This window comes from Desulfatiglans parachlorophenolica (assembly GCF_055394735.1).
In genome coordinates, this window is the sequence record NZ_AP042460.1 from 4,607,174 (window position 1) to 4,619,307 (window position 12,134).

The following is a 12,134-nucleotide window of genomic DNA, read 5'->3' on the forward strand; positions in this document are numbered from 1 at the left end:
GCTCTCAGGCGTCGAGGTGCTTCTGCATATCCAGATCGGGCAAAATGTCCTTCATGCGCCCGGAGATGAAGTCTTTGATTTCCCGGGTAGTGGCAAGCATGCCGACCGTATGAAAGTCCTTCAGCGCCTCCTCCATAGAGATCGCGCGGATGACCCGCTTGATGGCGGGGATGGACCGGGAATTCATGCTGAGTTCGGTGATGCCGAGGCCGAGCAGAATGGGAATGCATAGGGGGTCGCCGGCCATTTCACCGCACAGAGAAACCCCGATGCCGGCTTTTCCGGCGGCATCGACAACCTGTTGGATCATCCGCAGGATCGCCGGGTGAAAAGGTTGATACATCCCTGCTACATGTTCGTTGACGCGGTCGATGGCCAGGGCATATTGGATGAGGTCATTGGTTCCGATACTGAAGAAGTCGACATGCCGGGCCAGAAGGTCCGCCAGCGCAACGGCGGAGGGGACCTCGATCATGATTCCAACCTGGATCTGTGGATCATAAGGGATGTTTTCCCGGTCGAGGTCTTCCTTCACCTCCTCCAGGATGCGTTTGGCGTCGAGGACCTCCTGCAGGCCCGAGATCATGGGAAACATCAGGTGCACGTGCCCGTAAGCGCTCGCTCGATAGATGGCTCTGAGCTGCGTCTTGAAGATCTCCTTTTCCTTGAGGCAGAAGCGGATGGCGCGCAGGCCCAGCGCCGGATTCATCTCTTTCGATATGTCGAGGGCGGACGCGAACTTGTCACCGCCAAGGTCGAGCGTGCGGATGGTGACCGGCGCAGGGGACATGATCTCGGCCACTTCCCGGTAATCCTCGAAGAGTTCTTCTTCCGAGGGCAGGCCCTTGCTTCGGAGGTAGAGGAATTCCGTTCGATAGAGTCCGATGCCTTCGCCGCCGTGATCCCTGACAGCCGCGACCTCCTCCAGAAATTCGATGTTGGCTTTGACGGTGATCCGGTGCCCGTCGAGGGTTTCAGCGGGGAGAAGGCCGGCCTTGGCGATGCTGGACTTGTATTTTTCGTACTGGAGCTGGCGCTCCTGGTAGAGAATGATGTCGTTGTCATCCGGGTTGATGATGACCTCGCCCGTATTGCCGTCGACCACGAGGAGATCGCCTTCCTCGACCTCGGCCGTGGCGGACTCGAGGCCGACGACCGCGGGGATCTCGAGTGCCTGGGCCATGATGGCTGTATGCGACGTACGGCCGCCCACGTTCGTGATGAAGCCCATCACCCGGCTGATGTTGAGCTCGGTCGTGTCGGCAGGCGATAGATCGTGGGCGACGATGATGACCCGTCCGTTGATGTGCGCCAGGCTGGGCTGGTTTTCACCGGCGAGATTTCGGAGGATACGTTCGCAGACGTTTTCGACATCATCTATCCGGGTGCGGATGTAGACATCCTGGATCTGTTCGAAGATGCGGCGTATTTCCTCGAGGGATTTTTTGATGGCCCACTCGGCGTTGATCTTTTCGCTCAGGATACGCTTGATGGTCGAATCCTTCAGCATGCTGTCCTTGAGGATCAGGGTGTGGCTGTCGAGGATGTAAGCATGCTCGCGTACATGATTCGGCAGCTGGTGTTTCAGGGAGTTGAGCTGTTGCTCTGTCGTGGCGACTGCCGCTTCGAACCGCTCGACTTCCCTGTGCAGCTGCTTGTCGTTGATCAGGTATTGATAAAGGATCTTGACGCTGGAGCGGTCAACCAGGTGTGACTTGCCGATGATGATGCCTGGAGAGACCGCAATCCCCTGCAGGCGTTTTCTTTCTGAGGGATGACGGACGCTCATTGATGTTCCCCGAATCTCCTCTCGAACAGGTCCTGTAGCGCTTCCATGAACTGCTCGGAATCTTCGCCGACGATGTGTGCCTGAACTTCACTTCCTTTTGGGCAGGCAAGCGTGAGGATCGACAGGATGCTGTCTCCGTCAACCTCATGTCCGTCCTTTTTCAGGTACAGTTTGGAACGATGGCTGTTGGCCAATTCGACGATCTTGGCGGCGGCCCTTGCGTGCAGCCCTAGTTTATTCATGATCTTCAAATTCTGAACCACATCCATTTTGACCGACCTTTTGGAAATGCTGCAGTCTAGCAAGGCATTCCCTGTATATCTTTCGATAGGGCAAGCCATCTCTGAGGGAGAGAAATTCGGCGACCGCCTTGGCGCCTTTCCTTTCTTTCAGGAGGCGATCGATTTCCATTCCAAGCTCTTGGCAGGAGGTCGCCGGCGCCTCATTCCGGCCACCACCGCCCTCGACGACGATGGTGAATTCCCCGAGAAGCGGACTTTCCTTCAGTCGCTTCAGAACGCCGCTCAACGGCCCTCCCTCGACCTGTTCGAAGACCTTGGTAAGCTCACGGGTGATGACGACTTCTTTGTCGCCGAGGACCTGCAGCATCTCCCCGAGGGTGTCCAGGATGCGGTGCGGGGCCTCGAAAAAAATCATGGTGCGTTTTTCGGTCCGCAGTTGCTCCAGTTCCTTGTGTCTCTTACCGGCGCGGGTTGGCAGGAACCCTTGAAAAAGGAATCGGTCAGCTGGCAGACCACAGATCGACAGTGCGGCGGTTACGGCCGACGGTCCGGGGATGGCTGTGACCGGCAATCCTTCCGCTCGGGCAAGGGCAACCAGCATGCCTCCGGGATCGGATATGCCGGGTGTGCCGGCATCTGTCACGAGGGCGATGTCGTGACCTGACTGCAAACGCTTGATGAGCTCAGGGCCTCTGGATCGGAAATTGTGCTGGTTGTACCGGGCGACCTTGGTCGCGATTCCGTAATGGCGGCAGAGCCCTTTGGTCCTTTCGACGCTTTCGGCGGCAACGAGATCGACGGCTTTGAGCACCCGCAACGCCCGGAAGGTCATATCTTCCAGATTGCCGATGGGGGTGCCGACTACATAAAGAGTGCCCTTGCGCCCGATGTTGGCGGCGGTCTCGGGAACGGGATTGTTTTTCTTCGGATCAGCCATTCGTCGATCCGGCGGAAGGCCGGGCCGGGTCTGAATCGAGCGTGTCGGCCGCCTGTCGCGCGCGGTCATCCTTCCGGACAGGGATTTTTCGAACGATTTCGGCGTATTTGGCCGAAAAAGACGTCGAGACCGGCCGCAAGGGGCTTTCCCGGGGAACGCTAATAGAGCAGTTCAAAGGCATTTTTGACGATCTCTATCTTTGGCTGGTCCTCGGAGAGGCCGACCGCGACGACGTCGAAACGCGACCTGGTATCTACACCTCCGTGCGTCTTCAGGTAATTCAGGGCCAAGCGGGAGAGGCGACGCTGTTTCCGGCGGTCGACGGCCTCTTTTGCAGGGCCGGTATCGCTCGAGGAGCGCGTTTTGATTTCGATAAAAACCAGCGTGTCTCCATCCCTTGCGATCAGATCCAGTTCTCCGAGCGGGCAACGATAATTGAGGTGAACGGGTCGATAGCCGTTCCGTTCGATGGCTTCCAAGGCCAGTTTTTCGCCCCTTTGGCCGAGTTCCATCCGTTTCCGAGTCAAGGCCGGCATACCCCCTTGAAGGTCATGCGATGAATAGAGCACCACCCGACTGTCCTGAGGGCTGAGAGATGGTCCCGGGTGCCGTAGCCCTTGTTGCTATCGAATGCATAGGCAGGGTATTGCCGGTGATAGGCGCCCATGATCCGGTCCCGGTAGACCTTGGCGATGACCGAAGCGGCCGAGATGCTGCGGCAGATCCGGTCCCCCTTTTTCAGCGTTCTTTGGGGGATCCCGGCAGGCACGGGGTGGATTCCGTCCACGAGCAGGAAGTCGGCGCTCGGATCCAGTGCCATAACAGCCATTCGCATCGCTTCCAGAGCGGCCCTGAGGATGTTGATGCGGTCGATGACAGCGGGTGATACAACCCCTATCGCCGTCGCAATGGCCGTCCTCTGGATGATCCGGAATGCCTCTTCACGCGCGTGGGCGGTCATACACTTGGAATCGTGGACACCAGGCAGATCGACTCCTTCCGGAAGGATCACAGCAGCAGCCACGACAGGTCCGGCAAGGCAGCCCCGGCCGGCCTCGTCGACGCCCGCCACACAGTGAAAGCCGTTGCTTCGCGCCTCGCTCTCGTGGGCGAGGGGTTCCACCGGCTCGGCCGCGGCAGGCGCACCGAACAGGTTCAGGTTTCGCTGTCTCTTTGTCAACCCGGGAGACCTGCGGCCGCTAGAATCGCTTTTCCTTGATGCGGGCGGCCTTGCCTTTCAGGTTTCGGAGATAATAGAGCCGGCTCCTTCTCACACGCCCCCTCGTCAGGATTTCCACCTTGTCGATGAACGGTGCATGCAGCGGAAAGATGCGCTCCACGCCGATTCCATAGGAGACCTTCCGAACCGTGAAAGTCGCCCCCATCCTGCTGCCCCGCTTGCGGATGACAACGCCCTGGAATACCTGGATCCGCTCTTTTTCACCTTCTTTGATGCGCGCATGGACCTTCACGGTATCTCCGGGCCTGAAGGCCGGTATATCGAAGCGCATCTGTTCTCTTTCGATTGTCTCAATGATGTTCATGTATCCTCCTACTAACAATCGGGCTTTTTTTGCCCGCTATGGGTGATCCAGTGTCGATGACGAACCATCTCGCAAGGGGCCGGCCAGTCGGTCCAAAATGATCGCGGCAGCCGTGCGCACTGAAAGATGGTTATAGGCTGTCGGTCCGTAAATGGGCTCCAAAAGGTGGTCGCTGGCGGCAAAAACCTCTTCTGTCAGCCCCCACGCTGTACCCAGGACCAGCAAGACGGGGCGCCCCGGACTGGCCAGTATGCTCCTTGCCTGCGGATAATCGAGGCAGTTCCCCCCGTGCTCAGACGCATCCGTCGCGATGCAAAGCGGCGAGGCTCCCTCTGTGGCGCGGATATCCGCAGCGGCCTCTTCAAGCGTCGAGGCAAGTCGCAAATGCTCGAGCGCCTGCCTCCGGTGTGGATTGTACCCGGCACCGTACCCCTCGGTCCAATGGTGCTTCACCCTTTCGACCAGGGCCTTCTGGTCTTCGAGAGGGGTTAGGACAAAAAGGCCTTGGAGGCCGTAAGTCGCACATAAGCGAGCCAGATCGTGCAGATCCACAGTCGTGACGGCGGAGCAGATTCGCCGCCGGTGCTTGTCATACACCGGATAATGCGTCAGGCCGATGTAAAGAGAACGCCGCCGGCAACTCACAGGCCGGGACCGTTGCCGGGCTCATCATCCCGTTTGCTGCGGCCGATCTGCGCGAGAGCGGAAATCTCGTCAGGATCGAGTTCGGCTGTGCGCAAGAGCTCCGGACGCCTTTCGCGGGTCCTCCTGATGGATTCCATTCTCCGCCAGGTCCGGATCCTTTCATGATTTCCCGAGAGCAGCACCTCAGGGACGGCAATCCCCTGAAAGAGGCTTGGCCTGGTGTAATGCGGGTATTCGAGGAGGCCGTCAGCGAAGGAATCTTCGGTGTTGGAGCCTTCTCCACCGAGTGCATGCGGCAGGAGGCGTGTTACGGCGTCCATGACCACCAGGGCCCCCAGTTCTCCTCCGCTCAGCACGTAGTCTCCGATGGAGATCTCCCGGTCGATGCAGAGGTCTCTGATCCGCTCATCCACCCCCTCGTATCGTCCACAAACGAAAATCAACTGATCCAGTTCGGCCAGCTCCCAAGCCAGGCGCTGGTTGAAAACCTCCCCCTGTGGGCTTAGGAGGATCACCGGATGGGCCTTGCCGGTCCGTTCGACGGTCTGCAACGCCCGAAAGATAGGCCCCGGCTTCATGACCATTCCGTAGCCGCCGCCATAAGGCCGATCATCGGTGGTTCTATGGGGTCCTCTCGCGAAATCGCGGATGTTCAGCGCCCTCACATCCACGATGCCCCTGTCGAGTGCCTTGCCCATGATGCCGTAGCGCACGGCGGAGAGGACCATCTCGGGAAACAGGGTGAGCACGTCAAACCGCATCGGGTTCGATCATCCCTTCCAGGGGCGCTATGACCATCCGCCCGCCTTCGATATCCACCTCCACAACAACATCATGGATAGCGGGCACAAAGCTTTTTCCGCCGCTCTCATGCCTGACCACGTAGATATCGTTGCTTCCGGTGGGGATGATCTCGGTGATGGACCCCAAGCAATCCCCATTTTCGAGGTAAACACCGAGCCCGATCAGTTCGAACCAGAAAAATTCACCGGGCTCGCGCAAAAGCGCATCTTTTCTGACCAGTATCTCGGCGTTTCTGTATGCTTCGCTCCGTTCCAACGAGGTTATACCGTCAAGAAGCAGGAGGAAAACGTTCTTGTGCGGGATGAATTCCAGAAGTTCATGGGCTTGCACCGCACCGGAGGCATCCTTGATGTAAACGGTTCCTGCCGTGGAGAACGCATCCCCTCGGCCGGAGTATGAAACGGCCTTCAATCTCCCTCTGACACCGTGCGGTCGCACGATTCTGCCGATGGAGACCAGATCGCCCCCCTCTGTTTGTCTCGATTTATTCAATAATCTCCAAGACAGAGCGTTTGTTGATCTTTGTGGAGGCTGCACTGAGAATCGTCCTCATCGCCCGTGCGGTTCTGCCCTGCTTGCCGATAACTTTTCCCAGATCCTCTTTCGCGACTTTGAGCTCAATTACTGAAGTCTGTTCGCCCTCGATTTCGGTGACAACAACATCTTCCGGCTTGTCCACGAGCGCTTTAGCTATGAATGTGATCAAGTCCTTCATCTCAAATCACCTCCGTCGTTTGAAGTCGCCTCCACCACCAAGTCTCAGTTCGAAGACGTGTCCACACCCACCAAACCCTCTTTTTTCAAGAGGGCCCGGGCTGATTCCGACATCAGCGCTCCCCGGCTCAACCAGGTTCTCACTTTGTCTTCATGGAGTTTGACGACCGCCGGCTCTTTCATCGGATCGTAGTAGCCCAGGATCTCCAGGAACCTGCCGTCTCGAGGTGCCCCTGAATCAGCCGCGACTATGCGGTAAAAAGGCTTTTTCTTCGCACCCAGCCTAGCCAACCTGATTTTGACTGCCATTTTTTAGTGCTCCCTAAAAGATTGATAATCTGTTGCCATCCATAAAAACACCTGCGGCTTCCATTGGATGCGGGGTATCCCAAGGATCCGCCGCTCCGCTGCCGGTTGTACTGCCATGGTTCCCGCCGCCTCTAAACGGGCTCCCAGCGTCAAGCCCACTCCGCTTTCCGGCGGGTCTGCCCCCAATACGAGCCCCGGTTCAATGCCGGTTTTCGATGCGCGATCTTCAACTGAAGAGGGAGGGCATGCCGGCAAACCCTTTTTTGGTGATCCGCTCCATCATCTTTTTGGTGTCGGAGAAGTTCTTGAGGAGGCGGTTCACGTCCTGCACCTGAACCCCGCTGCCGTGCGCGATCCTCCGCTTGCGGCTGCCGTTGATGATCTTGTAATTACGCCGCTCTTCACGCGTCATGGAATTGATGATGGCCTCTACCCTGCCGAGTTCCTTTTCGTCGGGTTTGAGCTGCTTCAGTTTCTTGAGCTGTCCCATGCCCGGCAGCATGCCGAGGATCTGTTCGATCGAACCGATCTTTTTCATCTGTTTGAGCTGTGACTGGAAGTCCTCGAGATCGAATTTGCTCTTCTTCAGTTTGTTCTGAAGCCTGATGGCCTCCTTTTCGTCGAACTGGGACTGCGCCTTTTCGATCAGGGAGAGGACGTCTCCCTTTCCGAGGATCTGGGAGGCGACGCGGTCCGGATGAAAGGCGCTGAGGGCATCCAGTTTTTCCCCCGTACCGATGAACTTGACGGGCTTCCCGGTGACGGCCTTGATCGAAAGAGCCGCTCCGCCTCGGGCGTCGCCCTCCATCTTGGAAAGGACGATACCGCTCAGGTCGATGGTTTCGTCGAAGTGCTTGGCTACCGTGACCGCATCCTGCCCGGTCATCGCATCCGCAACGAGGAGGATCTCGTTGGGGGTGACGGCGGCCTTGATGCGAACGAGTTCATCCATCAATGCGTCATCCACATGCAGACGGCCGGCTGTATCCAAAATGACAAGATCCGCGCCGACGCCGCCCGACTTGATGAACGCATCACGGCAGATGCTTACCGGGTTCTCTCCCTCCGCCGTGGGATACACCGGAACATCGATCTGCGCGCCCAGCTTCTTCAGCTGATCAACCGCCGCGGGACGGTAGATATCGGCAGGGACCAGATAGGGATGGCGCCCCTGCTTCTTCAGGTACACAGCCAGCTTCGCGGCGGTAGTGGTCTTGCCGGACCCCTGAAGCCCCACGAGCATCAGGACATGCGGCGTTCTGCCGCTCAGATCCAGGTCTTGCCTGCCGCCGTCCATAAGGCGGACAAGCTCTTCGTTGACGATCTTGATCAGCTGTTGACCGGGTGTCAGGCTTTCGAGCACCTCCTGCCCCACCGCGCGCTTGCGGATCTCTTCGATCAGGTTCTTGACCACCTTGTAATGGACATCCGCCTCGAGCAGGGCCAGGCGCACCTCCTTCAGGGCATCCTGTATGTTGCTCTCGGTCAGGCGTCCGCGGCCGGTCACCTTTTTGAAGATGTGGTTCAGTTTCTCGGTCAGATTTTCGAACATGGTCCATTTCCACGGGTCTTTTGGTAAACAAATAGTTTATCCGCAAGAGTCTATTTCTGTCAACTTAAAAGGTGGCAAACACTGCGAAGCAGGCGTGTTTTCCGGTAAGCCAAGCATGGGTGATCGACAAAGGGCTGGTTTTGGCATAGGCGACCGCCGGTGGCAGAAAAAAGGTTCCTTCGGAAGAAAAACGACTCTTTTTTGTAAGACACCTTTTGGAACCTTAGCATTTTTGCAGTTGTCTTTCACCCATATTTTCATCCGGGAGGCATCCCTCGAACCTGTTCGTAAAAAGCGGGCTCAGGGTCGATGGTGCAGCGGGGCCAGGCGCAGAAGAGCAGGATTTTGTGGTTGCCAGGTTCCGTTCGAAATTCTAATATCAAAAGACTTTTCGGATTTTTCTCGAGAACACCCAGTTATCCCGGACAGGAGCGGCCACAGGTGGATCAGAGTCTTCAGGAAGGCATCATACGCCCTCATCGTGGACAGGGGGAACCCATCATTCCGGCGGATGTACTGATGGTGATGCCGCCGTTCGAACTTCGGCATCTCGCTGGCCGGATCTCAGCCGAACCGGTCGCATTCGCCGATAGTGATTTATACCGGCTTTACCTTCCAAAGGAAAGGTTTCGGGGCACCTGTGCATTGTCAGGGCCGTTTCTGGGTGCGCCTCATGCCGTCATGGGGATCGAGAAGCTGATCGCGTTGGGTGCTCGAAGGATCTGGGCCTTCGGCTGGTGCGGGTCGTTGAGTCCGAACGCGCGGATCGGTGACCTGTTGATACCGGCGTGCGCTTATCCGGAAGAAGGGACGAGCAGACATTATCCTGGGGTGGGCGAGGAGCTGATTCCGGACACGGAGCTGGTGGAGCGCCTCGAAAAGGGGCTGGAGGGCGCGGGGTTCGGGTATCGGAAAGGCGCAGTCTGGACGACGGATGCTCCATACCGGGAAACGCCCGAAAAGATCAGGCATTTCCAGGAGCGGGGCGCCCTCGCTGTCGAGATGGAGATCTCGGCTCTCATGGCTGTCTCGCTTTTTCGCGGTGTCCGGATGTGCGCGCTGCTCGTCGTGTCGGATGAACTGTTCGAATACAGGTGGCGGCCAGGTTTCCGGGATCCTCTGTTGAAGAAGCGATCACGGGTCGCCGCCGAGACGCTTCTCGATCTTGTGATCGGCACGGGGGAAGAACGAGGGCGTAGCCCTTCAGAGTCAAGGTCCAAAGACGGCCCGGAACGCTTTTCGGGCGAGGCGGTGGGTGGTGAATGACGGAAATGACAGGTGTATGATGAAAGTCTTTCGTGATACTTGCGTTGCGCGGGAGGAATCGGAGGTGCTCGAATTTCATCGGCGGGTTGGAGCCGAAGTGAAGTCGGGTTCCGTTGACTACTGTGTCCAACCGGCGGTTGCAGGCGTTTCGTTCGAGGCGGTTTACCGGGGAGGCATTCTGAGGGAGGCTTTTGCATCGTTCGGCGACCTGGATCGGCGCGATGTCCTGGGGTCTTTGAAGACCATCCTCGCCGTACCCTTGAAGGTCGAGAGGGAGAGCCTCTACGGCAAGGTACCCGAGGTTATGGAGGTCGGAGGGGAGGTTTATCTGGAGCGAAAGGCCTTGAAGGCGCTCAATGCGGAAAGAGAACGGCGGGGCGACCCTCTCTTCCCGGATGGATGTGCCGTTGCGGCAGATGTTTTTCTTACCGGAGAGGCAAGGCATAGCGCCAGGGTTCCCTTCAACGTCTTTTTCAACCGGATCCGGGCCCATGAGGGTGGGGTTTCCGTGTCATCTTCGCTGTACGAGCGCTTGCTGCAGATTCAGGGCTGGGGGTTCCGCATCGATCGGCCCGGCATGCGGTTGTGCCGATCGATCGAAGAGGTCCTGGGCATGTGCGCCGAGATCCGCGAAAAACGGTCCGAGTGGCCTTATGAGGTGAGGGGTGTTCTGATTCAGCCGGACCTTGTTCCTCCGAATGGGTCGGGGGCGGAGGGATTTTCGGGTGCCTGCCGGTGTTTGATCTATGCATTCGAGGAGGAGCCGGGGTGCGTCTGCTCGGGTTGACGCGTTCGTGCGGCACGGGGGGCGACTTGGAGAACGGGTTGGGGGGCGTAGGGAGATGCAGAACCTGCGTGTACATCTGATCATCGAAGGCCGGGTTCAGGGGGTGTGGTTCAGGGACTCGACGCGAAGGCAGGCTATAGAGCTGGGGGTGAGCGGATGGGTCCGCAACCTTCCTGACGGCCGGGTCGAGGTCCTGGCGGAAGGTGCGGCCGACAAGGTCGGGAAACTGGCCGACTGGTGCCGTCACGGGCCGCCGGCGGCCCGTGTTTCGAGGGTCATCAGAGACGATGAGCCGTGGCGGGGGGACCTGGGCGCCTTTGCTGTACGCTACGGATAATGGCCTGAAGTGTGCGGAGGGGATCAGGCTAAAGGTGTTTCGACCGCGGCACAGGCCGGGGCTGCTATAGAGGTTTGGTATCTTTTGGTTGTTCGGACGGGGTGAGGCGGTAAGGGCGCCTTGGTCGGAGTGGAGCCGGCCCGGGCGGGGTGGACTGCAAGAAGAGGCGGTAAGGAAAGAGAAAGGTATCCTTTATGGTAATGATGCGTCGGAGAGCGTGCCTGTCTTTGATCCTGGTAATGGCACTTGCCTTATCAGCGGGATGCGGTATGAGCCGCAAGCTGGCAGGGAAGGTGATGCCGGGAGGGTCGGAACTCAAGAAGCGGGTCATGGTGACGACACCGCTCGATCTGGCATCCCTGGGCCCTCAACGGATAACGGCCATCAAACAGGATTTCATGACAAAATTGGCAAAATCACCTGATTTCCTGATTTTTTCATATGAAGATCCGCTGGAGGCTGCCTTGGCGAACAAACCCCCTTTCGGTCCTGGAGCACCCCGCGAGATCATCGAGGCGGCTGACAGGAAGCGGATGCATGCGGTGGTGACCTGGAGTTTGGCGCCGATCGAAACCGATGTCCGGCGGGCTGGCATCTGGCCTTTCCGGGAGACACGGCGGTTCTATACGACGGCGATCATCCTGAATGTGGTAGACGTTTCCCAGGGGGCCATTACCGCTACCTACACGGAGAGGCGGGAGTTTTCCATTCCGGAAGAAGAGGCTGCCCCGGCCGGTGTGGAAGAGGCGATTGCGCCTGAGCTGCGACATGAGGTCTGGGATGCGAATTTGCCTGATCTCATCGAAGAGCAGGTCGACAGTACCATCGAGGCGTTGAAACGGATCCCTTGGCGTACAACCCTCCTGTTTGTCGAGGGGGAGGGCCTCGTGATTCCCGCCGGACATGATACGGGAATCAAGGTAGGGGACACATTCGATGTTTTCACCAAAGGCGAGATGGTAACCGCCGCCGGTGGAAAGAATTATGATCTGATGGGGAGAAGGATCGGCAGGATCGAAGTGACGGGGGTCACAGACCGGCAGGCCACCTTCAGGACGCTGTCTGACATGAATCTGGAGGGGGGGATGATCCTGCAGCATCGTTCCTGATCGATAGGGCGGGACCGGGGTCGCATCGGAACCGGGCAGTTTGTCGGAGCACGGTAACTGGTTTCCATCCGGAAATGGTCTTTTTGGCCGAGACGCGCA

The 12,134-nt window shown here is 58.3% G+C and carries 16 protein-coding genes; 4 read left to right on the forward strand and 12 right to left on the reverse strand.

Going from position 1 to position 12,134, the window contains the following annotated elements; all coding sequences use genetic code 11:
- Positions 1-4: 4 nt before the first annotated feature.
- The 12 genes from ptsP to ffh all read right to left on the reverse strand — a co-directional run bounded on the left by ptsP (position 5) and on the right by ffh (position 8,536).
- The gene (gene ptsP / locus ACZ500_RS21390) at positions 5-1,789 is read right to left on the reverse strand and encodes a phosphoenolpyruvate--protein phosphotransferase (protein ID WP_464229454.1); all 1,785 of its coding nucleotides are present in this window, start codon (positions 1,787-1,789) and stop codon (positions 5-7) included.
- Positions 1,786-2,031 (reverse strand): HPr family phosphocarrier protein, encoded by a 246-nt coding sequence (locus ACZ500_RS21395; RefSeq protein ID WP_464229455.1) that lies wholly within the window; start codon positions 2,029-2,031, stop codon positions 1,786-1,788. The genes ptsP and ACZ500_RS21395 overlap by 4 nt, the downstream gene beginning before the upstream one ends.
- On the reverse strand, positions 2,024-2,968 hold the full coding sequence (gene rsmI / locus ACZ500_RS21400) for a 16S rRNA (cytidine(1402)-2'-O)-methyltransferase (protein WP_464229456.1): 945 nt from the start codon (positions 2,966-2,968) through the stop codon (positions 2,024-2,026). Before rsmI ends, ACZ500_RS21395 begins: the two co-directional genes overlap by 8 nt.
- A gap of 158 nt (positions 2,969-3,126) precedes the next feature.
- A complete protein-coding gene (locus ACZ500_RS21405) occupies positions 3,127-3,480 on the reverse strand; it encodes a YraN family protein (RefSeq protein WP_464233103.1) in 354 nt (117 codons plus the stop codon).
- 11 nt (positions 3,481-3,491) lie between these two features.
- Positions 3,492-4,121, reverse strand: coding sequence for a ribonuclease HII (locus tag ACZ500_RS21410; RefSeq protein ID WP_464233104.1), 630 nt, complete (start codon positions 4,119-4,121; stop codon positions 3,492-3,494).
- Between the two features lie 46 nt (positions 4,122-4,167).
- Positions 4,168-4,512: a 50S ribosomal protein L19 gene (gene rplS / locus ACZ500_RS21415; protein ID WP_464229457.1), complete on the reverse strand. Its 345-nt coding sequence runs from the start codon at positions 4,510-4,512 to the stop codon at positions 4,168-4,170.
- A 36-nt stretch (positions 4,513-4,548) separates the two neighbouring features.
- Positions 4,549-5,157: an RNA methyltransferase gene (locus ACZ500_RS21420; protein WP_464229458.1), complete on the reverse strand. Its 609-nt coding sequence runs from the start codon at positions 5,155-5,157 to the stop codon at positions 4,549-4,551.
- Entirely contained in the window at positions 5,154-5,918 is a 765-nt protein-coding gene (gene trmD / locus ACZ500_RS21425; protein WP_464229459.1) for a tRNA (guanosine(37)-N1)-methyltransferase TrmD, read from the reverse strand. The genes ACZ500_RS21420 and trmD overlap by 4 nt, the downstream gene beginning before the upstream one ends.
- The gene (gene rimM, locus ACZ500_RS21430; RefSeq protein ID WP_464229460.1) at positions 5,908-6,372 is read right to left on the reverse strand and encodes a ribosome maturation factor RimM; all 465 of its coding nucleotides are present in this window, start codon (positions 6,370-6,372) and stop codon (positions 5,908-5,910) included. The genes trmD and rimM overlap by 11 nt, the downstream gene beginning before the upstream one ends.
- A gap of 73 nt (positions 6,373-6,445) precedes the next feature.
- Positions 6,446-6,676: a KH domain-containing protein gene (locus tag ACZ500_RS21435; protein WP_296994283.1), complete on the reverse strand. Its 231-nt coding sequence runs from the start codon at positions 6,674-6,676 to the stop codon at positions 6,446-6,448.
- A gap of 44 nt (positions 6,677-6,720) precedes the next feature.
- Positions 6,721-6,984 (reverse strand): 30S ribosomal protein S16, encoded by a 264-nt coding sequence (gene rpsP / locus ACZ500_RS21440; RefSeq protein WP_464229461.1) that lies wholly within the window; start codon positions 6,982-6,984, stop codon positions 6,721-6,723.
- Positions 6,985-7,210: 226 nt separating this feature from the next.
- Positions 7,211-8,536 carry a signal recognition particle protein gene (gene ffh, locus ACZ500_RS21445; protein WP_464229462.1) on the reverse strand — a complete coding sequence of 442 codons (1,326 nt, stop codon included), beginning with the start codon at positions 8,534-8,536 and terminating at the stop codon, positions 7,211-7,213.
- Positions 8,537-8,977: 441 nt separating this feature from the next.
- On the opposite strand from ffh, the gene ACZ500_RS21450 reads away from it, so the two are divergent.
- The 4 genes from ACZ500_RS21450 to ACZ500_RS21465 all read left to right on the forward strand — a co-directional run bounded on the left by ACZ500_RS21450 (position 8,978) and on the right by ACZ500_RS21465 (position 12,035).
- A complete protein-coding gene (locus ACZ500_RS21450) occupies positions 8,978-9,802 on the forward strand; it encodes a nucleoside phosphorylase (protein ID WP_464229463.1) in 825 nt (274 codons plus the stop codon).
- Between the two features lie 64 nt (positions 9,803-9,866).
- Entirely contained in the window at positions 9,867-10,589 is a 723-nt protein-coding gene (locus ACZ500_RS21455; RefSeq protein ID WP_464229464.1) for a hypothetical protein, read from the forward strand.
- A gap of 55 nt (positions 10,590-10,644) precedes the next feature.
- A complete protein-coding gene (locus ACZ500_RS21460) occupies positions 10,645-10,926 on the forward strand; it encodes an acylphosphatase (protein WP_464229465.1) in 282 nt (93 codons plus the stop codon).
- A gap of 269 nt (positions 10,927-11,195) precedes the next feature.
- Entirely contained in the window at positions 11,196-12,035 is an 840-nt protein-coding gene (locus ACZ500_RS21465; RefSeq protein WP_464229466.1) for a hypothetical protein, read from the forward strand.
- Positions 12,036-12,134 lie beyond the last annotated feature (99 nt).